We start from the raw sequence: 24,946 nt of genomic DNA on the forward strand, positions 1-24,946 counted from the left end.
CAGCCGGCACTGACAACGCCCCGGCCGCCGCCCCTCGTACATGTCCGACCATGTGCGGTCCCGGTCGTTCCGGGTGCCCCCGAGCCTGTGCTCCAATCGTCCGACGGCCCCGGGCCGGGCATCATGGTCAGGTGGCCGCCTTCGACTCCTCGCCGCTCGCGGTCGACGACCGGGGCAACGCGCTGGTTTCCTTCGCCCCGGGCCGGGAGGACAGACCGCCCGGCGACGCGCCCCTGCCCCTGGCGCTGGTGGCTCTGTGGCGCGGCGGTCGCGTGCTGATGGCCTTCAACCGGTTCCGGCGGGTTGGGAACTGCCGGGCGGACGGATCGACCCCGGCGAGACCGCTCGCCAGGCGGCCGCGCGCGAGCTGCTGGAGGAGACCGGCCACGTGGCCGAAGGGGAGCTTCGCTTCGTGGGCTTCGCGGGATTCGTCCTCGCGCCCGACCGACGTGCCGAATACGGCGCCCTGTTCACCGGGCGGGCCGGCGGGGGGCGCCCGCCCTTCACGCCCGACGACGAGATCGCCGCCATCCGGTGGTGGGACCTGCGGGAGCCTCTGCCGGGACGGGTCCAGCCGCTGGACGCCCACCTCGCGGACCGCGCCCGCCACAGCTGAGGACGTGCGCCGCAACCCGGCGGCTACCGCGGGGGCAGCCGGTGCAGTACGACGTCGGTGAGCCGGCCGTCGGCGGCCGTGGCCGTCATGTAGGTGCAGTGGGGCTGGCGCCGGCGGTCGGTCGGGGAGCCGGGGTTGAGCAGGCGCAGGCCGGTGGGGGCGGTGGTGTCCCAGGGGATGTGGCTGTGCCCGAACACCAGCACGTCGAGGTCGGGGAAGCGGTCGGCGCAGCGTGCCTCGCGGCCCTGTGCGGGGCCGGTCTCGTGCACGACGCCGAAGCGCAGGCCGCCGATCTCGGCGTACGCCACCTCCGGCAGCCGCGCGCGCAGTTCGGGCCCGTCGTTGTTGCCGTACACCGCGACGAGTCCGCGGCTGTGCTGCTCCAGCAGGTCGAGGGTGGCCGCGTCCACCCAGTCCCCGGCGTGGAACACGACGTCGGCGCGCGGGAGTTCGGCGAGGAGCGGCGCGGGCAGCGCCTTGGCGCGCTTGGGGAGATGGGTGTCGGAGGTCAGCAGCAGACGCACCCCAGCAGCCTAGGCGCTCGGACTCCGGCCGGCCTGCCGGGCACGAACGGCCGCCGGTGGTCTCACGGCTTGCGGCCCACCCCGCACCACATGGGCAGGCGGCCGGGGACGGCGGGGTCGCCGGGGTCGGGGTGCCAGTCGGGGAGTTCGACCACGCCCGGGTCGAGCAGGTGGGTGCCGTCGAAGAAGCGGGTGACGTCCGCGTGGGTGCGCGGGGTGGCGCCGGCGTGTGCGGCGGCCCGTTCGTTGTAGACGCGCATCGAGGCGGCGACCTCCGCGACGCCGATGTCCGCGGCCGGGTGCGACAGGACGAGGTGGCTGCCCGGGGCGAGGCCGTCGAGGAGGCGCCGGGTGACGGCGTGGGGATCGTCGGCATCGGGGACGTACTGCAGGACCGCGACGAGCATGAGGCCGACGGGCTGGGACAGGTCCAGCGTCCGCCGTGCCGCGGCGAGGATGCGGTCCACCTCGCGCAGGTCGGCCTCCAGGTAGTCCGTCGCCCCTTCCGGGGTGCTGACGAGCAGTGCCCGGGCGTGGGCCAGGACGATCGGGTCGTTGTCGACGTAGACCACCCGCGCCCCTGGGTCGACCCGCTGGGCGACCTCGTGCGTGTTGTCGGCGGTGGGGATGCCGGTGCCGATGTCGAGGAACTGGCGGATCCCGGCCCGGCCGGCGAGGTGGCGCACGGCGCGGCCGAGGAAGGCGCGGTTGGCGCGGACGGCGGGCACGATCCGGGGGTTGGCCGCGGCGGCCAGCTCGGCGGCCTCCTGGTCGGCGGGGTAGTGGTCGCGCCCGCCCAGCCAGGCGTTGTAGACGCGCGCGGGATGGGCTTCGGAGGAGTTGACCGGCGCCATGCCGCCCGTCGAGTGCTCGCCCATCCGTGTCCGCTCCCCTCGTCCCGGGCCGCCTGCCGACGCCCACGCTAGCCCAATTTCCTTGGCAGGGAGCACAGTTGGCGATCGACAGGAAAAGCTGTTCAGTTGAAACTGGACAGTTTCAACTGAAGGTTTTACGGTGGGGGCATGGACGCGAAGGTCAGTGCCGAGGGCATCTCCGACTCCGCGGCACGGGCCGCGCGCGATCTGCGGGTCGTGGTCAGCCGGCTGCGCCGGCGGATCCGGGAGGTCGCGGAGGACGACGAGCTCACGCCGTCGCAGGTCTCCGCCCTCACCCTGGTCGCCAAGCACGGCGCCGCCACGGCGAGCGCGCTGGCCACGGCCGAGGGCGTGCGCCCGCAGTCGATGGCCACCACGCTGGCCGCCCTGGACCGGCACGGCCTGATCCGGCGCAGTCCCGACCCCGACGACGGCCGCCGTCAGCTCGTCACCCTCACCGACGCCGGCCGGCAGCGCGTCCAGGGCGACCGCCAGGCCCGCCAGGAGTGGCTCGCCCAGGCTCTGCAGGACCGCTACACGGAGGCCGAACGGCGCACGCTCCTGGAGGGACTCGCGCTGCTGGAACGGCTCACCCGGCCGTGATACCGAAGCTCTCCGGCACCCGGCGCGGGCCCCTCCCCTCCGCCGGCGGATTCGACCGCCGGCTGATCGCGCCGATGCTCGTCGGGTCCGTGCTCAACCCCGTCAACTCCTCGATGATCGCCGTGACCCTGGTGCCGATCGGGACCGCCTTCGGCGCGCCGCCGGCCCGGACGGCGTGGCTGGTCTCGGCCCTGTACCTGGCCACCGCCGTGGGGCAGCCGGTGGTCGGCCGGCTCGTGGACATGTACGGCCCGCGTCGCCTGTACCTCCTCGGCACGGCCCTGGTGGGGGTCGCCGGGCTCCTCGGCGCCTGCGCCCCCTCCCTGGGCGCGCTGATCGGCGCGCGGGTGCTGCTCGGGTTCGGCACGTCGGCCGCGTATCCGGCCGCGATGCGGCTGACCCGCGCCGAGGCCGAGCGCACGGGCCAGGACAGCCCGGCCGGGGTGCTGACCGCGCTCGCCGTGGCCAACCAGACGGTGGCCGTCGTCGGCCCGGCCCTCGGCGGTCTGCTGATCGGGATCGGCGGCTGGCGGGCCGTGTTCACCGTCAACGTGCCGCTGTCCGCGGCCTGTCTGGTCCTGGGCATCCGGCGACTGCCCAGGACGGCCGCGCGCCCGGCGGACCGGGGCCACGGCGTCGACCTGCCCGGGATGACCCTGTTCGCCGTCACCCTGGTCTCGCTGATGCTGTTCCTGATGGACCCGCGCCCCGGGCTCTGGTACCTGCCACTGCTGTCCGCCGCCGGCGCGAGCGGGTTCGCGCTGCGGGAGCTGCGTGTGCCGGACCCCTTCGTCGACCTGCGCGTCCTCGGCGGCAACGTCCCGCTGATCGTCACCTACGCACGCCAGCTCCTCGGCTACACGACCGCGTACGCCTTCATGTACGGCTTCACCCAGTGGCTGGAGGAGGGCCGCGGACTGCACGCCGCGGCCGCCGGGCTGGTCCTGCTGCCGCTGTCGGCCTCCGCGCTCGCCGTCTCCGCCCTCACCGGGCGCCGCGAGGCCGTCCGCGGCAAGCTCGTCGTCGGCGCCCTGGTGCAGATGGCCGCCTGCGCCGCCCTGCTCCTGGCCGGTTCCGCGACCCCGCTGTGGGCGCTCCTCGCCCTGGCCGCGGTGATGGGCGTACCGCAGGGCCTGCTCGGCCTCGCCACCCAGAACGCGCTGTACCGGCAGGCCGACCCCGACCGGATCGCCTCGGCCGCCGGGCTGCTGCGCACCTTCGGCTACCTGGGCGCGCTCGCCGCCTCCGCCGCCACCGCGGCCTTCTTCCCGCACCGCGCCGACACGCCCGGGATGCACCACTTGGCCCTGTTCATGCTCGCCGGATCGACGCTGCTCCTGGCCTGCACCCTGCCCGACCGTTCGCTCGACACGCTCGTACCGTCCCGAAAGGCCCGTCCATGACCGTCACCGCCCTCGACCCGCGCACCGCCCTCGTGGCGATCGACCTCCAGGCCGGCATCGCCGCCCTGCCCACCCGGCCGCACACCGGCGCCGAGGTCGTCACCCGCACGGCCCGGCTCGCCGACGCCTTCCGCGCCCACGACCTGCCCGTGGTCCTGGTCCGGGTCTCCTTCGCCGCCGACCGGGCGGACGCCGTCCCCGGCCGCACCGAAACCGCCTCGGCCGGCGGCGCCTATCCCGAGGGCTGGGACGAGATCGCGGGCGAACTGGCCGGCCATCCCGGCGACATCGTCGTCACCAAGCACAACTGGGGCGCCTTCCACGGCACCGACCTCGACGTCCAGCTGCGCCGCCGCGGCGTCACGCAGATCGTGCTGACGGGCATCGCCACCAGCATCGGCGTGGAGTCCACCGCCCGCGCCGCCTACGAGCACGGCTACCACGTCACCCTCGCCACGGACGCCATGGCCGACCGCGACCCGGAAGCACATCAGGGCAGTATCGAGCGGATCTTCCCGCGACTGGGCGAACGGGGCACCACGTCCGAGATACTGGAGCTGCTGGCGAAGACGCACGGCTGACACGGCCCGCTCGGCGCTCTCACAGCCAGTCGGGAGTGGGCGAGGGGTCCGGCGGCGCTAGCATCGGGCCACTCGCATTCCCCCACACACACGGCGAGCGACCCGAGGGGGCTCGGAAGGCCGATGCCGGTCAAGGTCAGTGTCATCATCCCCGTCTACAACCCGGGGAACTACATCGAGGACTGCATCACCTCACTGCTGAGACAGTCCCTCCCCCCAGACGAGTACGAAGTCGTCTTCGTCGACGACGGCTCCACCGACGACACCCCGGCCCGGCTCGACGCGCTCGCCGCCGAGGAGCCCCGGGTCCGGGTGATCCACCAGGAGAACTCCGGCTGGTCGGGCAAACCGCGCAACGTCGGCATCGCCGCCGCCCGCGGCGAGTACGTCATGTTCGTCGACAACGACGACTACCTGGGCGACGAGGCCCTGGAGCGGATGTACGGCTACGGCGTGGCCAACGGCGCCGACGTCGTCGTGGGCAAGATGGCGGGCCGGGGCCGCGGCGTGCCGGTGGAGCTGTTCCGCCGCAACCGTCCGCGCGCCAGTGTCGCCGACGCCCCGCTGATCGACAGCCTCACCCCGCACAAGATGTTCCGCCGGGCGTTCCTGGACGAGATCGGCCTGCGCTTCCCCGAGGGCCGGCGGCGGCTGGAGGACCACGTCTTCGTGGTCGAGGCGTACCTGCGGGCCGCCAACGTCTCGGTGATCGGCGACTACGTCTGCTACTACCACGTACGCCGCGACGACTCCTCCAACGCCGGCTTCCAGCGCTTCGAGCCCGCCGGGTACTTCAAGAACCTGCGCGAGGCCCTGGACGTGGTGGAGCAGTACACCGAACCGGGCGAGGTCCGCGACAGCCTCTACCGCCGCTGGCTGCGGGTGGAGATGGTGGACCGGCTGCGCGGCCGGCGCTTTCTGCGGATGCCGGACGACTACCGGCGCAAGCTGTTCGAGGAGATCCACCACATCACGGTGGAGCGCTTCGGGCCCGGTGTCGCCGCCAAGGTCCACCCGGCGCAGCGGGTCGTCACCGCGTTCATCGCCGCGGACCGCTACGACGACGTGGTCGCCTTCGCCGAGTGGGAGGCCGGCCTGGGGCTCGCGGCCACGCCGGGGCGTCTGGAGTGGACGGACGGCGTGCTGCGCGCCGACTTCACCGCCGAGATCACCTCGGGCGGCAGACCGATGACGTTTCCCGGCGGTGCCGTGCGCACCCCGCTCGACGGTCCGCCGCCGAACGTCGCCGAGGCGATCGCCTGGGTGTGCGCGGACTCCGTCGCCCGGTTCGGCACCTGCGGCGGGGACCTGCTGCTGCGCGACCGCGCCAGCGGCGCCCAGTACTTCCAGCCGGTCGAGGTCACCCGCGAGATCGTGCCGGTCGAGGACAGCGGGCAGGTCCGGCTGCTGCTGCGGGTGGCGGCCACCGTCGACCCGGGCCGGGCGGCGGGGGGCGTGCCGTTGCACGCGAGCCTGTGGGACACGTACGCGCGGGTCCGGCTCGGCGGCTGGACCAAGGAGTGCCGGATCGGGCCGGGAGCGCGCAGGAGCGGCGCCGCCCTGGCCGCGGGGGTCGTGGCCGGCCGGGTGGTGCTGCCCTACTGGACCGACCGCAACGCCAACCTCTCCCTGGACGTCGACCGCGCCGGCAAGCGGCTGGGCCTGGCGTCGCTCACCCCGCGGGACGTCACCGTCACCGACGGCCTGCTGGTCGCGCCCCTGCCGCTGCACACGCCCGGGGAGACCGGCGTGGTGCTGCGGCTGACCTCGCCGACCGCCTCGGTGGACGCGCCCGGCGTGCTGTCCCCGGACAAGTCCTCCGGCAGCCAGGGGACGGCCCGGCTGGCGGTTTCCCTGCCCGTCGGCGACCTGCCCGGTGCGACCTGGCGGGCCGCGCTGTGCCTGGCTCCCGACGCCCGCACGCCACGCTTCCACCCGCTGCCCCTCGCCCTGCGCGGCGACACCCGGACGGTGCGGGCGGTACGGGCCCCACAGCCCGGCGCCGCACGCCGACTGGCCCGCAGAGCACGCCGCGTACTGGCCGCGGCACTGGCCAGGGCGCGCGGGCAGGCCCGGTAGGACCGGACAGGCGGCATCGAGAGCATGGGTGCGCGGGCCGGTCGGCCCGCGCATCCGCGTCTACCGGGTCTACCGGGTCTTCAGCGGCTGGGGGCGATCTGCTCCAGGGCGGAGCGCAGCGGCTCCCAGCCGCGGGAGCGCTTCAGGCCCCGGTTGCGGGCGCGTACGAGGGGACGCCAGAAGTCGGCTCCCACCAGCGCCTCCGGCTTGACCGCGCGCACCCGCTCCAGGATCGCCTCGGGCACCTTCTGCGGGTCGGGCACGTTGAACTCGGCCATGATCTCGTCGTACTTGTCGTCCAGCACGGTGTTCGAGGGGTCCGCGCCGAAGACGACCAGCTGGCCCGTGGGCTCGGTGTCGACGAGGACCGTCACCAGGTCGGGACGGTAGCGGTTGAGGATCTCGATGACCTTGTAGACGTCGCCCGTCCAGGCGTTGGTGTGGCGGTCGCGGGCCGCCTCGTCCACGCTGCGCGGCAGCATGTCGTCGAAGACGATCACGCTCGACCAGTCCGAGTGCTTCTCGACGTTCATGAAGTCCCGCAGCGCGTACTCGAACAGGTGCATGCCGTCGATGAACGACAGGTCGAGCGTGGTGCGCCGCCAGTGGCCCAGCGGGTCGCGGCCCCGGCGCAGGTTGCGCAGCGGGTGGCGGCCGCCCTTGAGGTGGGCCAGCGGATTCTCGCGGGCGAAGAAGTCGTCACTGGTGGCCTTGACCAGATGGACGTCGCACTTGATCTCCACCACCACCTTGAAGGCGGGGTCGATGGCGATGCTGGGCACACGCGACAGCCGGAGACTGCGGCCGTCGTTGACACCGATTTCCAGGTAGTTCCGGTTTGCGCTGACCTTGTGCAGTTCGCGCAGGAACTCATGGCGATTCACGAAGGGACTCCTTGCGGATGTGAGGCAGTGCTTCGTGCGAAGGCGCTGTAGGCATGCCGGGATCTCGCGGGCCAGGCGGTGGCATGGCAGGCGACGACGTCGACGGTGTCGCGAAGAGTTCGAGATCCGACATGGTGCCCAAGAACCTACGTGTGCGAACCCTGTGGAGCCAAGCGGTTCGCACGATCGTGCCTGTTTCCGTTCACTCTTCCCGCATCGCTCGTTCACCGGCCGGCAGGGACCTCATGCGTGGATCTGCGCCTTGCTGTGGTCGCCGAGGACGAACCGGTGGGCGCTCGGCACGCTCGGCGCCGGGGTCACCTCGACGTGCCGGCCGATCAGCGAGCTCTCGATCCGGCCCACCCCGCGGATGGAGGAGTCGCGCAGCACGATGGAGAACTCCACCTCGCTGTCGGTGATACGGCAGTTCTCCGCGACGGAGGTGAAGGGGCCGACGTAGGAGTCCTCGACGACGGTGCCCGCGCCGATCACCACGGGGCCGACGACGCGCGAGCGGACCACCCGGGCGCCCGCCTCGATCACCACCCGCCCGATCGTCTCGGACGCGTCGTCGACCTCGCCGTCGATGCGGCGCTCCACGCCCTCCAGGACCGTCCGGTTGACCTCCAGCATGTCGACGACGTTCCCGGTGTCCTTCCAGTAGCCCTCGACGCGGGTGCAGCGCACGTCGGCGCGGGTGTCGATGAGGTGCTGGATGGCGTGTGTGATCTCCAGTTCGCCGCGCCGGGACGGCCGGATGGCCCGCACCGCGTCGTGGACGAGGGGCGTGAACAGGTAGACGCCGACCAGGGCGAGGTCGCTCTTGGGGTGCTCCGGTTTCTCCTCCAGGCCCACCACCTGGCCGTCGGCGCCGAGTTCGGCGACACCGAAGGCGCGCGGGTCGGCCACCCGGGTCAACAGGATCTGCGCGTCGGGCCGGTTGGTGCGGAACTCCTCGACGAGGACGCTGATGCCGCCGACGATGAAGTTGTCGCCCAGGTACATCACGAAGTCGTCGTCCCCGAGCCAGTCCCGCGCCACGAGCACCGCGTGGGCCAGGCCCAGGGGCTTGTCCTGGGAGAGGTAGGTGACCTTCAGGCCGAACCGGGAGCCGTCGCCGACGGCCTGCCGGATCTCGTCGGCGGTGTCCCCGACGATCACGCCGACCTCGGTGATGCCCGCCTCGGCGAGGGATTCGAGCCCGTAGAAGAGAACGGGCTTGTTGGCGACGGGGACGAGCTGTTTGGCCGAGGTGTGCGTGATCGGCCTGAGTCGGGTGCCGGCGCCGCCGGAGAGCACGAGTGCCTTCATCCGGCCGACCCTAGTGCCGGTCGCTGTCGGGCGACCGGCCACCGGATGGCCCGGACGTTACGACTGTGCCGCGCCGGCGGTGGCGGAGCGGACAGTCAGTCCTCGCCTCGCACGATGTTGCCCTCCGGGCCCGGCTGGGCCGTCCGGGCGGCTGCCTCGTCGGCCACGGCCGGCAGGCAGGTCCGTACGCCGCCCTTGTCCCGCAGGCGCCGGGCCTTCGACCAACCGGTCTCCGGGCGACGGGTCATGAGCTTCTCACTGGTGTGCGACGTCACGGCGGTTCATCTTCTTCCTTCTGCCTCAGTGCTCGCACAGACGAGTCCCCGTCCGCACGGTCGCCAAACGCCACGCTGACGGCCCACACCAAGGCGTGGCGCCCCACCCGCCCGGTCATGCGGCGGTAGCGTCGCCGCGGCCCGTGGAGGAGGACGATGACACAGCCACCGCCCCTGACGGAGCGTGCCGCCCGGCAGGGCGGCTCCTCCGAGAGCGCGCTCGGCGCCGCGCTGCTGCGCTGGACCTCGACCACCGATCACAAGGTGATCGGCCGTCTGTACATGGTCACGGCGTTCTGCTTCTTCCTGTTCGCGGGGCTGCTGGCGCTCGCCATACGGGCCGAACTGGCGCGCCCGGGGCTTCAGTTCGTCAACGAGCACACCTACAACCAGTTCGTCACGATCCACGGCACGATCATGATGCTGCTGTTCGCGACGCCCATGTTCGCCGGGTTCGCGAACGCGGTGATGCCGTTGCAGATCGGCGCCCCGGACGTGGCGTTCCCGCGGCTGAACGCCCTGTCGTACTGGATGTACCTGTTCGGCGGCCTGATGGTGGTCTCCGGGTTCGTGGTGCCCGGCGGGGCGGCGGCCTTCGGGTGGTTCGCGTACGCGCCGCTCAACAGCGCCTACCACACGCCCGGGGCGGGCGGTGATCTGTGGGTGATGGGGCTGGTGGTGACGGGGGTGTCGACGACGCTGGGCGCCGTCAACTTCATCGCCACCATCATGTGTCTGCGCGCGCCCGGGATGACGATGTTCCGGATGCCGATGTTCACCTGGAACGTGCTGTTCACCTCGATCCTCGTGCTGCCGGCCTTCCCCGTGCTGACGGCGGCGCTGCTGGCGCTGGAGGCGGACCGCAAGTTCGGGGCGCGGGTCTTCGACGCGGCCGACGGCGGCGCGCTGCTGTGGCAGCACCTGTTCTGGTTCTTCGGCCATCCCGAGGTCTACATCGTGGCGTTGCCGTTCTTCGGGATCATCTCGGAGATCATCCCGGTGTTCTCCCGCAAGCCGCTGTGGGGCTATCTGCCGATGATCGGGGCGACGGTCACGATCACCATGCTGTCCGCGGTGGTGTGGGCGCACCACATGTTCGCCACCGGCGCGGTGCTGCTGCCGTTCTTCTCGCTGATGTCGTTCCTGATCGCGGTGCCCACGGGCATCAAGTTCTTCGCGTGGATCGGCACGATGGTGAACGGCTCGGTCTCGTTCGAGACGCCGATGCTGTGGTCGCTGGGCTTCCTGGTGTCGTTCCTGCTGGGCGGTCTGAGCGGGGTGCTGATCGCCTCGCCGCCGCTGGACTTCCATCTGACGGACTCGTACTTCATCGTGGCGCATCTGCACTACGTCCTGTTCGGCACCGTGGTGTTCGCGATGTTCGCCGGCTTCTACTTCTGGTGGCCGAAGTTCACGGGCCGGATGCTCGACGAGCGGCTCGGCAAGGTGCACTTCTGGCTGCTGTTCCCCGCCTTCCAGCTGACGTTCCTGGTGCAGCACTGGCTCGGTGAGGCGGGGATGCCGCGCCGGTACGCCGACTACCTGCCCGGCGACGGCTTCACCCTCCTCAACACCCTCTCGTCCGTGGGGGCGTTCCTGCTGGGCGTCTCCACGCTGCCGTTCCTGTACAACGTGTGGCGCACCGCCCGCCACGGTCGCCGCGTCAGCGTGGACGACCCCTGGGGCTGGGGCCGCGGCCTGGAGTGGGCGACCGCGTGCCCGCCGCCGCGGCACAACTTCACGGCGCTGCCGCGGGTGCGGTCCGAGTCGCCGGCGTTCGACCTGCACCATCCGCAGGCCGTACGGCAGGCGCACGAGGAGGGACTGCGGTGAGGGCCGAGGCGATGCTCTTCGGAGCGGTGGCGCTGTTCTTCGCGGGCGTGTCCGCGCTGTACGGCTGGTGGTCGGGGGAGCCGGCCGGCACGGCGGTGCTGGTGATCGCGTTCCTGATGGCGGCGCTGGTGTCGTTCTTCGCGGCCGTCCAGTACCGGCACCGGGGGCGGCGCCCGCAGGACCGCAAGGACGCCGAAGTGGCCGACGGGGCGGGCCCGGTGGAGTTCTTCCCGCCCGACAGCCGGTGGCCGGTGGTGACGGCGCTGGGGTTCGCCGTCACCGCGCTCGGCGTGGTCTACGGGCTGTGGCTGTTCCTCATCGGCTGCGCGGTGCTGGCTCGTGGGGTTCTGGGGATGGTGTTCCAGTACGCCGGACGGGAGGGCTGAGCGGGGTGCGCGGCGCCCCGGGCCGGAACTCGGTGACCGGGCGGTGGCCGTCGGTGTAGCCGCCGTCGACGCTCTGGCGGACCTCGCCCGTCTCCACGCCCTCGGCGAGCCGCTCCCGCTCCGCCGCCACCAGCGCGTGGCACAGCCGCCGGGTGAGCAGGAACGCGGCGACGGGCGCCAGCACGAGGGCGACGCGCAGCACCCAGGTGAGGGTGTTGACGGAGATGCGGAAGCTCTGCGCGACGACGTCGTTGCCGCCGGCCAGCAGCAGGACGCCGTAGAAGGTGACGCCCGCCGCGCCGAGGGCCGTGCGCACGGGGCGGTCGCGCGGCCGGTCGCACAGGTGCCGTTCCTCGTGCCACTCCCCCGTCAGCCGCTGTTCGGCGAACGGGTACAGGTACAGCCCGAGGAAGAGCAGCGCCGGCAGGACCACCGCGGGCAGCAGCACGTTCCACATCAGGGTGTGTCCGGCCAGGTTCGTCTCCCACGGCGGCACCAGGCGCAGCGCGCCTTCGAGGAAGCCGACGTACCAGTCGGGCTGGGAGCCGGTGGAGGCCTGGTCGGGACGGTAGGGGCCGTAGGTCCACACGGGGTTGATCTGGGCGAGGCCGCCGAGCAGCGCGAGCACGCCGGACACGGCCAGGGAGAGGCCGGCGGAGGAGGCCGCGAACTGGGGGATCATCGGTTTGCCGACGGCGTTGCCGTTGGTGCGGCCGGGTCCGCTCCACTGGGTGTGCTTGAGGTGGAAGACCAGGATCAGGTGGACGGTCACCAGGCCGATCAGCGCTCCGGGCAGCAGCAGGACGTGCAGGGAGTACAGGCGGCCGACGATGTCCTGGCCGGGGTACTGGCCGCCGAAGACGAACAGGGCGAGGTAGGTGCCGACGACGGGGATCGACAGCATGATGCCCTGGGCGATGCGCAGGCCGGTGCCGGAGAGCAGGTCGTCGGGGAGCGAGTAGCCGGCGAAGCCCTCGGCGAGGGCGAGCACGAACAGGGTGAGCCCGATGACCCAGTTGAGTTCGCGGGGCCGGCGGAAGGCGCCGGTGAGGAAGACGCGCAGCAGGTGCGCCCCGATCGCGGCGGCGAAGACGAGCGCGGCCCAGTGGTGCATCTGGCGCATCAGCAGGCCGCCGCGGATGTCGAAGCTGATGTGCAGGGTGGAGTCGAAGGCGGCCGACATGCGCACGCCCCGCAGGGGCACGTACCGGCCGGCGTAGACCACCTCGCGCAGGTCCGGGTGGAAGAAGAACGTCAGCCACACGCCGGTCAGGACCAGCACCAGCAGGCTGTAGAGGGCCAGCTCGCCCAGCAGGAACGACCAGTGGTCGGGGAAGGCCTTGCGCAGCAGTCCCCCGCCTCGTGGACGGGCAGCCGGGCGTCGGCCGCGTCCGCGAGCCGCTCGCCCGGACCCGGTGTCGATCGTCGCACTCCTGACCGCCTCCCTGCTCCGCACCGCCGTGCTGTCCATCCCACGCGCGGGCGGAGCCGAGTACTGGGGAGGCGGGAAACACCCGTTCGGGTGGTCAGGTGTTGGGCCGGGCCACGCTGATGTCGCCCAGGGCGGACTCCGGGTCGCGTTCCATGGCCGCGTCGCCGAGGGAGACGATGCCGACGGGCTGCCCGTGCTCGACGACCGGGATGCGGCGTACGGCGTGTTCACGCATCAGCCGCACCGCGTGGTCCAGGTCGTCCTCGGGGGTGACGGTGACCAGGTCGTCGCTGCAGGCGCCGGCCACGGTGGTCTGCTCGGGGTCGCCGCCCTCGGCGAGGGAGCGCACCACCAGGTCGCGGTCGGTGACCAGGCCGCGCAGCCGGTCGCCGTCGGTCACCAGGACGGCGCCGAGGTCCTGGTCGCGCATGATCCGGGCCACGGCGGTGACCGAGGTCTGCGGCTCGACGGTCACCGGGGCGGCGGTCATGATGTCGCTGACGTGCTGGGTCATGGCGTGCCTCTCTGTGGGTCCGGGCGGCGAGGGACCTCCCCGCCCGGACGCCGGGTACCCCGTCAGGCGGTGCCCAGGGCGGTGCGCAGGACGTCGACGGCCTGGGTGATGGCCGCCTGGGCGGCGTGGGTCTCGCGCAGGGCGTTGAGCATCACGAAGTCGTGGATGATGCCCTGGTAGCGGACGGCGGTGACCGGCACGCCGGCCTCGCGCAGCTTGTTGGCGTACGCCTCGCCCTCGTCGCGCAGCACGTCTGCCTCGCCGGTGACGACCAGGGCCGGCGGCAGGTCCCTGAGCTGCTCGACGGTGGCGCGCAGCGGGGAGGCGGTGATCTGGGCGCGTTCGGCCTCGTCGGTCGTGTACTGGTCCCAGAACCACTGCATGGCGTCCCGGCGCAGGAAGTAGCCCTCGGCGAACTGGTGGTAGGAGGCGGTGTCGAAGTTCGCGTCGGTGACCGGGTAGAAGAGCACCTGCTGCACGAGCGGGACGTCGCCGCGCTGCTTGGCCATGAGGGTCAGGGCGGCGGTCATGTTGCCGCCGACGGAGTCGCCGGCCACCGCGATGCGGGTGGCGTCCAGGCCCTTGCCGGCGCCCTGCTCGACGACCCAGCGGGCGACGGCGTAGTTCTGCTCGATGGCGACGGGGTAGCGGGCCTCGGGCGAGAGGTCGTACTCGGGGAAGACGACGGCGGCCCGGGCGCCGACGGCGAGTTCGCGCACCAGGCGGTCGTGGGTGTGGGCGTTGCCGAAGACCCAGCCGGCGCCGTGGATGTAGACGATCACCGGGAGGGTGCCGGTGGCGCCGGCGGGCCTGACGAGGCGGGCGCGCACGGAGCCGGTCGGGCCGCCGGCGACGGTGATCCACTCCTCGTCGACGGCGGGCTTGTCGATCGCGCCGGACTGCACCTCGTCGACGGCCTTGCGGCCTTCCACGGGGCCGAGGTCGAAGAGGTAGGGCGGGTTGGCGGTGGCCTCGGCGAAGGCCTGGGCGGCGGGTTCGAGGACGGGGCGGGGTGCGGTGGTTCCGGTCATGGCGGACTCCTCGGGATCGGATGCCGCGGGCGGGCTCCGGCGGGATGCCGGGGGCCGGTGGTGCGGCACACCACGGACAATAGCGCGCGACTAAGTCGTGCACAACCAAGTCTCGCTCGATAGAATCGGACAGACCGGAACGATAAGGTGGTGGACGCCGTGATCAGGACCGCACCCGGGAGCCGCACCGTGGGCCCAGCCGCACCCGAGCCGAGCGAGGGATCGCTGCTCCTCGACGACCAGCTCTGCTTCGCCCTGTACGCCGCCTCCCGCGCCGTCACCGCCCGCTACCGGCCGCTGCTGGACGAACTGGGCCTGACCTACCCGCAGTACCTGGTCATGCTCGTGCTGTGGGAGCAGGACTCCATCTCCGTGCGCGACCTGGGCACCGCGCTGCAACTGGAGTCCAGCACGCTGTCGCCGCTGCTCAAGCGCCTGGAGGCCGCGGGGCTGCTGCGCCGGGAGCGGCGCGTGGACGACGAGCGTTCCGTCGCCCTGCGCCTGACCGGGGAGGGCGCCCGCCTGCGCGAGCGGGCCGGCACCGTGCCGCTCGCCATCGGCGACGCCATGGGCCTCACCCCCGAGCAGGACGCGGCGGCCAAACACCTGCTGCGGCTGATCACCGCCAACGTCACGGCCCGCTGAGCGCGACCTCGGCCCACACCTGCTTGCCGCCGCTGACCGGCACGGTCCCCCAGGCCACCGACATGGCCTCCACCAGCAGGATGCCGCGCCCGCCGGTGGCCTCCCAGCCGATGCTGGTCGGCTTGGCCGGGGTGCGCGGCGAGGAGTCGGCGACCGAGACGCGCAGCCGGTGGTTGACGAGGGTCAGGTCGAGCCGGACCCGCCCGTCGGTGTGCACCAGGGCGTTGGTGACCAGCTCGGACACGATGAGCAGCACGGCGTCCAGGTCGTCCCGCGACACGCCCCACGTGCGCAGCACGCGCCGTGTGTAACGGCGGGCGTGGCCGACCGCCTCGGGCACCCGCCACACCGTCCAGCTCTCGCGCAGCGGACGCAGCGCCATGCCGTCGTAGCGCATCAGCAGCAGGGCGACGTCGTCGCCGCGGTGCGCGTTGCCCAGCAGCGCGTCGGCGACCAGGCCGAGGTGGGCCGGGTCGGAGACGGCGAGTTCGCGGGCCAGCCGGTCGATGCCGGTGTCGATGTCGTCCTCGGCGGACTCCACCAGCCCGTCGGTCGTCAGGGCGACGAGGGTGCCGGGCTGCAGCCGCAGCGGGCTCATCGGGAAGTCGGCCTGCGTCAGCACGCCCAGCGGCGGACCGCCGTCCGCCTCCGGCACCTCGGTGCTGCCGTCCGGGTGACGCAGCACCGGCGGCAGGTGCCCGGCGCGGACGTACCAGGCCGAGCCCTCCTCCATGTCGACGTCGACATAGCAGCAGGTGGCGAAGAGATCGGTCTCCATGTCGGTGAGCAGGCGGTTGGCGTGCGAGACGACGACGTCCGGCGGGTGCCCCTCCACGGCGTAGGCGCGCAGCGCGGTGCGCATCTGGCCCATCAGGGTGGCGGCGGCCGTGCTGTGGCCCTGGACGTCGCCGATGACCAGAGCCACGTGGTTGTCGGGCAGCGGGATCACGTCGTACCAGTCGCCGCCCACCTCCAGGCCGGCGGTGGCGGGCAGGTAGCGGGCGACGGCGACCGCGCCGGGCAGCTTGGGCAGCCGGCGCGGCAGCAGCTGGCGCTGGAGCATGCCGACCAGCTCGTGCTCGGCGTCGAAGGCGTGCGCGCGCATCAGGGCCTGCCCGGCCAGGCCCGCGGAGGCGGTGAGCAGGGCGCGTTCGTCGGGGCCGAAGTCGTGCGGGGTGTCCCAGCCGATCAGACAGGCGCCCGCCATGCGGTTGCCGGCGGACAGCGGCAGCACGGCGAGGCCGCCGGGACCGACGTCCGCGAGGGCGGGCTCCAGCGGGGTGCCGGCCGGCCAGATGTGGGCGCGGCCCTCACGCAGGGCGGCGGCGAGGGTCGGCATGGCGCGCACCGGCGCGTCGGGCCACTCCGAGCGCCACTCCAGACGCCACAGCTCCGGCCAGGACTCCGGCTGCGGCGGGTCGAGGACGGTGACGATGAGCCGCTCGCCCTCCAGCTCGGCCAGCGCGATCCGGTCGGCCCGCAGCGGCTTGCGCAGCGCGGCGACCACGGCCTGGCTGACGTCGCGCACGGTGCCGGCGGTGGCCAGGGCGGCCGCCAGCCGCTGCACCCGGGCGACGTCGGTGACGTCGGAGCGCAGCTTGGAGGCGTCGGCGACGGTGCCCACGAGCCGCACCGGCCGGCCCTCGACGCCCGTCAGCAGCCGCCCGCGCAGCCGCAGCCACTTGGGCGGGCCGGCGGGCTGCAGCACCCGGAACTCCAGCTCGCGGTCCCCGATGGACATGTGGTCGGCCTCGACCACCGACATCAGCGAGGGCAGGTCCTCCGGCACGGTCAGCCCGAGCAGCGTCTCGACCTTGCCGTCGAACTCCTCCCGGGTGAGGCCGAACAGCTCCAGGATCTCGTCGCCGACCTCGACCCGCCCGCTGTCCATGGCGAGGCTGAAGGCGCCCGCGGGCAGCTCCTCGCCCTCGGCGGCACGGGCCGGGGCGGGACAGGCGACGGCGTCGGCGACCAGCGCCAGGCACGCGCGGTCCTCGGCGCCGAAGCCGTCCGGCCGCTCGCTCACCGCCAGCAGCACGCCCCCGCCCTCCTGCCCGCGCGCGGGCAGGACCCCGAGCGAGAACCGCCCCGCGGGGGTACGCCGGGACCCCGCGCCCTCGGCGAGCTCCTCGGGACCGAGCCACACCGCGTCGGCGGCGCGGAAGGCGTCGGCCACCGGGGAACGGCCCACCACCGGGTAGCTGTCGCGCAGCCCGAACAGCGTGCGCGGCACGCCCGCCGACTCGCTCAGGCACAGCACCTCGCCGCCCTCGGCGGGCGTGTACACGGCCGCGAACGCCGCACCGGCGAAGACGAGGGCCTGCTCCAGCACACGACGGGTCCGTCCGGGTGCGTCCGGATCGGTCGTGAGCGCTTTCAGGGCATCTTCGGCACGCAGCGTTCTCGTTCTGCGTCCCGCAGCGCCCTCACTGACCACGTCCGTCATTACAGCGCGTATGCGCCGCCCGCGCAGCCCCTGTGAACGTTCCGTGGAGGGCGGACGGGCCGTGTCACTCGAAACGGTCCGAACATGTCTTTACGCATGCGTACCGCACAGGGATGTCGTGACAGCCGTGACTGGCCCGGCCCCCGGCCCGGCTGGAAGTCTCGTGGACGGACCACGGAGGGGAATCCATGGACAAGCGGTACGAGGTGTACGCGCTCGCGGACAGACACTTCTACGACACGCCCGATCGGCTGTCCGCGGCCGGCCAGGGGGCGACTCCCCTGTTCGACACGGCGCGCCGGGAGGTCCCCGCGGGCTGGGACGCGGCGCGGATCGGCGACTGGCTGACGCTGACGCCGCTGCGGGAGGACGGCAGCCCCGTGGCGGGCCCGGCGCAGGGCTGGAAGATCCACGCCTCGGCCACCCGTGAGAACGCCGACCGGATCGCCGCGATCGTGTGGGACTACTGCGTGCCGCGCCGCATCCCCTTCAAGTTCGTGCCGGGACCGCACCTGCTGCACCTGCGCAACACCAAGTACGCGGCGCGCGACGGCAGCGGCAAGTTCGTCACCGTCTACCCGGCCGACGAGGAGCAGCTGCACCGGGTGCTGTGCGAGCTGGGCGAGCTGCTGGCGGGCTTCGAGGGGCCGTACATCCTCACCGACCTGCGCTGGAACGACGGCCCGCTCTACGTCCGCTACGGCGCCTTCGCGCGCACCTTCGTGGTCGACGACCGCGGCTCGCTGGTGCCGGCGGTGCGCGACGGCGAGGGGACGCTGGTGCCGGACCGGCGGGCGCCGTCGTTCCAGGTGCCCGCATGGGTGACGCTGCCCCCGTTCCTCCAGCCGCATCTCGACGCCCGCAACACCACGACCGTGGGCGAGCTGCCCTACCGCATCGAGAAGGCGCTGCACTTCTCCAACGGCGGCGGGGTGTACGCCGGCACCGACACCCGCGACGGACGCAAGGTCGTGCTGAAGGAGGGCCGCCCGCACGCCGGGCTGGCCGCCGACGGGGCGGACGCGATCGCCCGGCTGGAGCGCGAGAAGCGGGCCCTGGAGCAGGTGGCGGGCACGGGGGTGGTGCCCGAGGTGCGGGACTGGTTCACCCTGGGCGACCACCGGTTCCTGGTCATGGACTTCCTCGAAGGACGCCCCCTCAACTCCTACTTCGCCCAGCGCCATCCCCTGCTGCGCCCGGACCCCGACCCGGACGACGTCGCCGCGTACACGGCGTGGGCGGTGCGCATCCACCGGGCGGTGGAGCGCGCGGTGGAGGCCGTGCACGCGCGCGGGATCGTCTTCAACGACCTGCACGTCTTCAACATCATGGTCGCCCCGGACGACGAGTCGGTCTTCCTGCTCGACTTCGAGGCGGCGGCGCCGGTGACGGAGAACGGCCGCCAGGTCGTCGCCCACCCCGGCTTCTTCGCCCCGCCCGACCGCACCGGCGTCGACGTGGACCGCTACGCGCTGGCCTGTCTCCGGCTCGCGCTGTTCCTGCCGGTCACCACCCTGTTCGTGGTCGACCGCAGCAAGGCCGCCCACCTGGCCGAGATCATCGCCGAGCAGTTCCCGGACGTGCCCGGGGACTTCCTGGCCGAGGCGGTCGCCGAGATCACCCGCTCCTCCGCGACCGGCGCCCCCGCCTACGTGCAGCCGCGCGACTGGCCGCACAGCCGGGACTCCATGGTCAAGGCACTCCTCGCCTCGGCCACCCCCGACCGCGAGGACCGGCTCTTCCCGGGCGACGTCGCCCAGTTCTCCGACGGCGGCGGCCTCGGCCTCGCGCACGGCGCGGCCGGAGTGCTCTACGCCCTGGACGCCGCCGGCGCCGAGCGGTACGAGGAGGGCGAGCGCTGGCTGCTGGCCCGCACCGACCCCGTTCCGGCGGGCACCATGCTCGGCCTCTACGACGGCCTCGCGGGCGTCGCCCACGTCCTCGCCCGGCTCGGCCACCGGCAGCGGGCCCTGGACCTGGTCGAGGGCATCCTCGCCGAACGCTGGCAGAACCTCTCCTCCGACCTGCACGGCGGCCTGGCCGGACTCGGCCTGGTCCTGGACGAACTCGCCCGCACCACCGGCGAGCCGGAGCTGGCGGAGCGGGCCGCCGAGGCCGCGGGAATCCTCGTACGACGCCTCGCCGAACCGGCACCCGGGCGACGGCGGGCCGGGCTGCTGCGCGGCGCGAGCGGTGTGGCGCTGTTCCTGCTGCGCCGGTACGAGCACACCGGCGACGCCGCACTGCTGGAGGCGGCCGGCGTGGCGCTGCGCCGCGATCTGGAGCGCTGCGTCGTGCAGAAGAACGGCGGCGGCCTGGAGGTCGACGAGGGCTGGCGGACCCTGCCCTACCTGGGCGACGGCAGCGTGGGCATCGGGATGGTCCTCGACGACTACCTGACGCACGCCGACGACGCCGGGTTCGAGAAGGCACGCGCCGGCATCCTGACCGCCGCCACCTCGCGCTTCTACGCCCAGCCCGGTCTCTTCCAGGGCCGCGCCGGGATGATCCTGCACCTCGGCCGCACCCCGCAGCCGGAGGCCACCGACCGCCGGATGACCGAGCAGATCGACGGTCTCGGCTGGTACGCGATGGCGTACGAGGGCCAACTGGCCTTCCCCGGCCACCAGATGATGCGGCTCTCCATGGACCTCGCCACCGGAACGGCAGGGTGCCTGCTCGCGCTCGCGGCGGCACTCGACGGCGAGTGTGCGGCCCACCTGCCGTTCCTGCCGCCCCTGCGGCGGCCCCCGCACGCGGCTCCGTGACCTGATGGAGTCGTGACACAACCCCGTCCCCAAGGGATGACAACGGAAGGACACGACATGGCACTGCTCGACCTGCAGACGATGGAATCCGACGAGCACACCGACGGCGGCGCGAGCACCGTGAGCCTGCTCTCCTGTGTGAGCGCGGCCAGCGTCATCCTCTGCGTCTGACGCTCCCCGTGTGTCCGCGGCTCCGGGCGGCCCGCTTCCCGCGAGGGAGGGGCCGCCCGGGGTCCGTTACCGAGCCCCAGCGATCCCGGAGCCGTATGAACTCCCGTGCCGACGCTCCCGAGGTGCTGCGCACCGCCACCCGCCACGGCGCGCCCCACGGTGTCGCCCTGTGCCTGGTGAGCGCCGTCGGCACCGGTGCCGGGCTGCTCCTGCCGGCCGCGCTCGGCCGGACCCTGGACCTGCTGCTGGCCCACGCGTCGGCGACCCGCTGGATCCTGTGCTGCGCCGGACTGGTGCTGCTGATCGCCCTCCTCGACGCCGGTCAGACCGTGCTCACCGGCACCCTCGACGCCCGCACCACGGCCTGGCTGCGCCGGCGGCTGACCGGGCATGTGCTGGCCGTGGGAGCGCGGGCCGCCGACCGCTTCGGCCCCGGTGACCTGGTGGCGCGATGCGTCGGCAACGCGGCGCAGGCCGGGACCGCGCCGGCCGCCCGCGCCGCCCTGCTGGCCGCGCTCGCCGGTCCCGTCGGGGGCATGGTCGCGCTCGGCCTCATCGACTTGTGGCTCGCTGCGGTCTTCCTCGCCGGGGCGCCCGTACTGGCCCTGCTGCTGCGCGCGTTCACCCGCGACACCACCCGCTGCGCGGCCGACTACCAGCAGGTGCAGGGACGGATCGCGGCCGCGCTCGCGGAGGCCGTCGCCGGCCACCGCACCGTCCGCGCCGCCGGCACCCAGGACAGGGAGACGGCGCGCATCCTGCGTCCGCTGCCCGAGCTCTCCCGCGCCGGGCACCGCATGTGGCGGGTGCAGGGGCGGGCCGCCGGCCAGGCCGTCGCCGTCGCGCCGCTGCTGCAGCTGGGGGTCCTCGCCGTGGCCGGGGTGCTGCTCGCCCGGCACCGGCTGACGGTCGGCGAGATGCTCGCCGCCTCCCGGTACGCCGTCCTCGCCACCGGCGTCGGCGTGCTGGTCGGCCAGTTCGCCACGCTGGCCCGGGCCCGGGCGGCCGCCGGACGCCTCGACGAGGTGCTGGCCGAGCCCGCCCCCACGCACGGCGCACGCCGGCTGCCGCCCGGCCCGGGCCGGCTGGAGCTGCGCGGCGTGACGGCACGGCGCGGCGGCCACACCGTCCTCGACGGCGTCGACCTCGTCGTCCCCGGCGGCACGGCGCTCGCCGTGGTCGGCCGCTCCGGCGCCGGCAAGTCCCTGCTGGCCGCGCTCGCCGGACGCCTCGCCGACCCGGAGGCGGGCGAGGTCCTCCTCGACGGCGTGCCGCTGCCCGAACTGACCCACGACGAACTGCGCCGCGCCGTCGGCTACGCCTTCGAACGCCCCGCCCTCCTCGGCACGACCGTGGAGGAGGCGATCGGCCTCGGCGTCTCCTCCCCCTCTCCGCAACGCGTGCGCGAGGCGGCCCGCAGCGCCTGCGCCGACGACTTCGTGCGCCGCCTGCCGCACGGCTACGCCACCGCCTGCGCCGACGCCCCGCGCTCCGGCGGCGAGTCCCAACGCCTCGGCCTGGCACGGGCGTTCGCACACGACGGGCGGCTGCTCGTCCTGGACGACGCGCTCTCCAGCCTCGACACGGTGACCGAGGAACAGATCACCCGCGCCCTGCTCGCCCACGACTCGCACCGCACCCGCCTCCTGGTCGCCCACCGCGCCGCGACCGCGGCCCGCGCGGACGCGGTGGCCTGGCTGGACGGAGGACGCGTCCGGGCGGTGGGCCCCCACGCGGAGCTGTGGCGGCTGCCCGGCTACCGGGCGGTCTTCGGAGCGGAGGAAGCGGCGTGAGCGGCACGGACGGACGGCGCGGTGGCCGCGACGGCGAGCGGTGCGCGCGGCCGGGACGCCCCGCGGTGCCACGGGTGCACACCACCGCCGGGGAGGAGGAAACCGGGCGCCGTGAGCTGCGCCGGAACGTGGTGGCGACGGTTGGCCGGGTGCCGCCCCGTGCGGTCCCCCTCAGCGCGCGTCGCTGCGAGGTGCGGCGATGAGGGAGACGCTGTACCGGCGCGGGCTGCGGTTCCTGGGGGACCGGTGGCGGGTCGTGGTGCGGCTCGCCGGCTGGTCGGTGCTGGAGACCGGGCAGACCTTCCTCACCGGGTACGCCCCGGCCCGCGCCCTCGACGAGGGGTTCCTGCGCGGGCGTACGGAGGCCGGGCTCGGGTGGCTCGCGGTCGCCGCCCTGGGTGTCGTCGTCGGCGCGTACGGGACCGCGCGGGTGTACGCGGCCGTCGCCGCCCTCGTCGAACCGCTGCGCGACCGGCTCGTGCACCGGGTCGTCGAGCGCGGCGTGCGCAGGGCCGACGGCGGCGCGCTGTCGGGGCTCACCCAGCAGGTGGAGATCGCCCGGGACACCTTCGCCGGACTGGTCATGGTCTCGCGGGCGTTCCTGTTCACGGCCGTCGGCGCGTTCGTCGGCCTGGTCTCGCTCGACCCGCTCCTGCTGCTGGTCGTCGGGCCCCCGCTGGCCGCCGGTGTGGCCCTGTTCGCGGCGACGCTGCGCCCGCTGGCCCGGCGGCAGGAGGCGTTCCTCGCGGCCGACGAGGCCCTGGCCGACCGGCTGGGCGAGGTCTGCCCGGGCCTCAGGGACATCACCGCGACCGGAGCGGAGGCGCACATCGCCGCCGGCACCGGCGAACGCGTCGACGCCGAACTGCGCGCCGCCCGCCGTCTGGCCCGCTTCTCCGTGCTGCGCGTGGCCTCCCTCGCCGCCGGCGGCCAGCTCCCGATCGTGCTCCTGCTCGCCACCGCCCCCTGGCTGCTGGCGCACGGCGTGAGCACCGGCGCCCTGGTCGGCGCGCTGTCCTACGTCACCCAGTCCCTCCTGCCCGCCCTGCGCAACCTGGTCCACGGCCTGGGCACCAGCGGCTCACGCCTGACGGTGGTCCTGCGCAGGCTGACGGCCGGCGATCTGCCCGAGGCCGGCGAGGGGGCCGACGGCGGCGGCAGCCCCACCGAGGAGAGCGGGCACACCGCCCTCTCCCTCACCTCCGTCACCTTCGCCTACGGCCCCCACGCCGCCCCCGTCATCGAGGACCTCGACCTGGCCCTGCCGGCCGGCGCCCATCTGGCCGTCGTCGGACCGAGCGGCATCGGCAAGTCCACGCTGACCGCGCTGGTCGCGGGGCTGCTGGAGCCCGGCCGGGGCACCATCCGGGTCTTCGGGCAGCCGGTCGGGTCGGCCGCGGCCACCGCCCGGCGCGTGCTCATCCCGCAGGAGGCGTACGTCTTCACCGGAACGCTGGCCGACAACCTCGGCTACCTCCGCCCGGACCCGGTGCCCGAACGGGAGCTGCTGGCGGCGGCCGAGGCGGTCGGGCTGGGTCCGCTGCTCGACACCCTCGGCGGTCCGCACGCCCCGCTCGACCCCGCGGCGCTCTCCGCGGGCGAGCGGCAGCTGATCGCGCTGACCCGGGCCTACCTGTCGCACGCCCCGCTCGCCCTGCTGGACGAGGCGACCTGCCATCTGGACCCGCCGGCCGAGGAGCGGGCGGAGCGCGCCTTCGCCGCGCGGCCCGGCGGCACGCTGGTGGTGGTCGCCCACCGGATCAGCTCGGCCCGCCGCGCGCACCGCGTCCTGGTGCTGGACGGACGGGGCACGGCTTACGGCACCCACGACGAGCTGCTCGTCTCCTCGCCCCTGTACCGCGATCTCGTCGGCAGCTGGACGCCCCGCGGCGCGGGCCGCTCAGAGCCAGCCCTCCCCCTGGGAGATGCGGATCGCGTCGATGCGGTTGCGGGCACCGGTCTTGCGGGTGATGGCCGCCATGTAGTTGCGCACGGTCCCGTTGGACAGGTGCAGGCTCCCGGCGATCTCCGCGACCGAGGCCCCCTTGGCGGCCAGTGACAGGACGCTGAGCTCACGCCGGGTCAGCGGCATCTCGGCGGCCTTGAGGAAGCCGAAGCCCAGCGAGTCGTTGACGAAACGTTCCCCCTGAGCGACCCTCCGGATCGCCCGCACCAGGTGCTCCGGCGAGCCCTCCTTGTCGACGTAGCCGAGCGCGCCCGCCTCGATCGCCCGTTTGAGCAGACCCGGTCTGTCGGCCCGGGCGAGCACCAGCAGCTGCGGCGGCGCCTGGTCCGGGCCCGCACGCAGTTCCCCCAGGGGCGGCAGACCGTGGGAGTCGGCACACTCCAGGTCCGCCGCGCAGACATCGGGCCGTAAGGACCGCACTCGCCCCGGCGCGTTGCGCCATGGCGTGTCCTCCACTCTCAGATCGGGCTCCCTTCGCAGCCACTCCGCCAGGACCGATCGCACCAGACACGCATCGTGCACCAGAAGTACCCGGATCACTGCCCGCCCCTCGGTTTCCCGTCCGCCGGTTCCATGGTGTTGAGCGCGTGCCCCATTGTTGACGTCCGTCACAGTCCCTGGGCGCGAAGAATTGGCCAACAGGGTGCGCGGGGGCGCGCGCCCGGCGCCCGTATGACTTGGCGCGCAACAACTCGGGGGGCATGGTCCGGGCCTTTCGGGGTATCCGTCCGTCCTCGCCACGGGGTGGGTGAGTGCTGCGCTCATCCGGCGCGGCCGGTGCCGCTCGCCGTGCGCGAGCGGCCGTCAGGG

General features: G+C 73.6%; 21 protein-coding genes and 1 pseudogene. 12 read left to right on the forward strand and 10 right to left on the reverse strand.

The genetic code is table 11. The annotated features are described in order from the left end of the window. The first annotated feature begins 40 nt into the window (after nt 1-40). A complete protein-coding gene (locus tag ACYF6T_RS00475; RefSeq protein WP_461692432.1) occupies nt 41-616 on the forward strand; it encodes an NUDIX hydrolase in 576 nt (191 codons plus the stop codon). Nucleotides 617-639: 23 nt separating this feature from the next. On the opposite strand, the gene ACYF6T_RS00480 is transcribed toward ACYF6T_RS00475, so the two are convergent. Next, complete coding sequence (locus ACYF6T_RS00480; protein WP_461692434.1) at nt 640-1,140, reverse strand: metallophosphoesterase family protein; 501 nt, start codon at nt 1,138-1,140, stop codon at nt 640-642. A gap of 62 nt (nt 1,141-1,202) precedes the next feature. After that, complete coding sequence (locus tag ACYF6T_RS00485; RefSeq protein ID WP_461692435.1) at nt 1,203-2,018, reverse strand: SAM-dependent methyltransferase; 816 nt, start codon at nt 2,016-2,018, stop codon at nt 1,203-1,205. Between the two features lie 144 nt (nt 2,019-2,162). Between ACYF6T_RS00485 and ACYF6T_RS00490 the strand changes: the two genes are divergently transcribed. The 4 genes from ACYF6T_RS00490 (at nt 2,163) to ACYF6T_RS00505 (ending at nt 6,681) form a co-directional block, all read left to right on the forward strand. Then, nucleotides 2,163-2,618 carry a MarR family transcriptional regulator gene (locus tag ACYF6T_RS00490; protein WP_461692437.1) on the forward strand — a complete coding sequence of 152 codons (456 nt, stop codon included), beginning with the start codon at nt 2,163-2,165 and terminating at the stop codon, nt 2,616-2,618. Further along, a complete protein-coding gene (locus tag ACYF6T_RS00495) occupies nt 2,615-4,021 on the forward strand; it encodes an MFS transporter (RefSeq protein ID WP_461692439.1) in 1,407 nt (468 codons plus the stop codon). The genes ACYF6T_RS00490 and ACYF6T_RS00495 overlap by 4 nt, the downstream gene beginning before the upstream one ends. After that, complete coding sequence (locus ACYF6T_RS00500) at nt 4,018-4,602, forward strand: hydrolase (protein ID WP_461692441.1); 585 nt, start codon at nt 4,018-4,020, stop codon at nt 4,600-4,602. Before ACYF6T_RS00495 ends, ACYF6T_RS00500 begins: the two co-directional genes overlap by 4 nt. Nucleotides 4,603-4,725: 123 nt before the next feature. Beyond that, on the forward strand, nt 4,726-6,681 hold the full coding sequence (locus tag ACYF6T_RS00505) for a glycosyltransferase family 2 protein (protein ID WP_461692443.1): 1,956 nt from the start codon (nt 4,726-4,728) through the stop codon (nt 6,679-6,681). Nucleotides 6,682-6,761: 80 nt separating this feature from the next. Here the strand turns inward: ACYF6T_RS00505 and ACYF6T_RS00510 are convergent, their stop codons facing one another. The 3 genes from ACYF6T_RS00510 to ACYF6T_RS00520 form a co-directional block, all read right to left on the reverse strand. Beyond that, nucleotides 6,762-7,565 carry a class I SAM-dependent methyltransferase gene (locus ACYF6T_RS00510; protein WP_461692444.1) on the reverse strand — a complete coding sequence of 268 codons (804 nt, stop codon included), beginning with the start codon at nt 7,563-7,565 and terminating at the stop codon, nt 6,762-6,764. A 243-nt stretch (nt 7,566-7,808) separates the two neighbouring features. After that, entirely contained in the window at nt 7,809-8,876 is a 1,068-nt protein-coding gene (locus tag ACYF6T_RS00515) for a glucose-1-phosphate thymidylyltransferase (protein ID WP_461692445.1), read from the reverse strand. 95 nt (nt 8,877-8,971) lie between these two features. Beyond that, on the reverse strand, nt 8,972-9,151 hold the full coding sequence (locus ACYF6T_RS00520) for a hypothetical protein (protein WP_461692447.1): 180 nt from the start codon (nt 9,149-9,151) through the stop codon (nt 8,972-8,974). Between the two features lie 156 nt (nt 9,152-9,307). Between ACYF6T_RS00520 and ctaD the strand changes: the two genes are divergently transcribed. Further along, nucleotides 9,308-10,984 carry an aa3-type cytochrome oxidase subunit I gene (gene ctaD, locus ACYF6T_RS00525; protein WP_461692448.1) on the forward strand — a complete coding sequence of 559 codons (1,677 nt, stop codon included), beginning with the start codon at nt 9,308-9,310 and terminating at the stop codon, nt 10,982-10,984. Continuing rightward, nucleotides 10,981-11,370, forward strand: coding sequence for an aa3-type cytochrome oxidase subunit IV (gene ctaF, locus ACYF6T_RS00530; RefSeq protein WP_461692449.1), 390 nt, complete (start codon nt 10,981-10,983; stop codon nt 11,368-11,370). The genes ctaD and ctaF overlap by 4 nt, the downstream gene beginning before the upstream one ends. Here ctaF and qcrB read toward each other — a convergent pair. The 3 genes from qcrB to ACYF6T_RS00545 form a co-directional block, all read right to left on the reverse strand. Continuing rightward, nucleotides 11,300-12,826, reverse strand: coding sequence for a cytochrome bc1 complex cytochrome b subunit (gene qcrB, locus ACYF6T_RS00535; protein WP_461692451.1), 1,527 nt, complete (start codon nt 12,824-12,826; stop codon nt 11,300-11,302). The two genes, ctaF and qcrB, sit on opposite strands and share 71 nt — an antisense overlap. Nucleotides 12,827-12,896: 70 nt before the next feature. Then, on the reverse strand, nt 12,897-13,316 hold the full coding sequence (locus tag ACYF6T_RS00540) for a CBS domain-containing protein (RefSeq protein WP_461692452.1): 420 nt from the start codon (nt 13,314-13,316) through the stop codon (nt 12,897-12,899). A gap of 62 nt (nt 13,317-13,378) precedes the next feature. Next, a complete protein-coding gene (locus ACYF6T_RS00545; RefSeq protein WP_461692454.1) occupies nt 13,379-14,347 on the reverse strand; it encodes an alpha/beta hydrolase in 969 nt (322 codons plus the stop codon). Between the two features lie 189 nt (nt 14,348-14,536). Here ACYF6T_RS00545 and ACYF6T_RS00550 point away from each other — a divergent pair, with 189 nt between their 5' ends. Then, nucleotides 14,537-14,992: a MarR family winged helix-turn-helix transcriptional regulator gene (locus tag ACYF6T_RS00550; protein ID WP_461692456.1), complete on the forward strand. Its 456-nt coding sequence runs from the start codon at nt 14,537-14,539 to the stop codon at nt 14,990-14,992. Here the strand turns inward: ACYF6T_RS00550 and ACYF6T_RS00555 are convergent. Further along, nucleotides 14,979-17,438 (reverse strand): SpoIIE family protein phosphatase, encoded by a 2,460-nt coding sequence (locus ACYF6T_RS00555; RefSeq protein WP_461692457.1) that lies wholly within the window; start codon nt 17,436-17,438, stop codon nt 14,979-14,981. The genes ACYF6T_RS00550 and ACYF6T_RS00555 overlap by 14 nt on opposite strands. A 188-nt stretch (nt 17,439-17,626) precedes the next feature. On the opposite strand from ACYF6T_RS00555, the gene lanKC reads away from it, so the two are divergent. From lanKC to ACYF6T_RS00575, 4 genes are all read left to right on the forward strand, one after another. Further along, on the forward strand, nt 17,627-20,206 hold the full coding sequence (gene lanKC, locus ACYF6T_RS00560; protein ID WP_461692459.1) for a class III lanthionine synthetase LanKC: 2,580 nt from the start codon (nt 17,627-17,629) through the stop codon (nt 20,204-20,206). A gap of 57 nt (nt 20,207-20,263) precedes the next feature. After that, on the forward strand, nt 20,264-20,377 hold the full coding sequence (locus tag ACYF6T_RS00565) for a SapB/AmfS family lanthipeptide (RefSeq protein WP_461692461.1): 114 nt from the start codon (nt 20,264-20,266) through the stop codon (nt 20,375-20,377). Nucleotides 20,378-20,472: 95 nt separating this feature from the next. After that, nucleotides 20,473-22,170: an ABC transporter ATP-binding protein gene (locus ACYF6T_RS00570; RefSeq protein ID WP_461692463.1), complete on the forward strand. Its 1,698-nt coding sequence runs from the start codon at nt 20,473-20,475 to the stop codon at nt 22,168-22,170. Nucleotides 22,171-22,369: 199 nt separating this feature from the next. Further along, nucleotides 22,370-24,229, forward strand: a complete 1,860-nt coding sequence (locus tag ACYF6T_RS00575) for an ATP-binding cassette domain-containing protein (protein WP_461692465.1) — start codon at nt 22,370-22,372, stop codon at nt 24,227-24,229. Here the strand turns inward: ACYF6T_RS00575 and ACYF6T_RS00580 are convergent. Beyond that, nucleotides 24,155-24,901, reverse strand: a pseudogene (locus ACYF6T_RS00580) (LuxR C-terminal-related transcriptional regulator); the annotation flags it as partial. The gene ACYF6T_RS00575 and the pseudogene ACYF6T_RS00580 overlap by 75 nt on opposite strands. Nucleotides 24,902-24,946 lie beyond the last annotated feature (45 nt).

It is taken from the genome of Streptomyces sp. 7R007, from assembly GCF_054850255.1.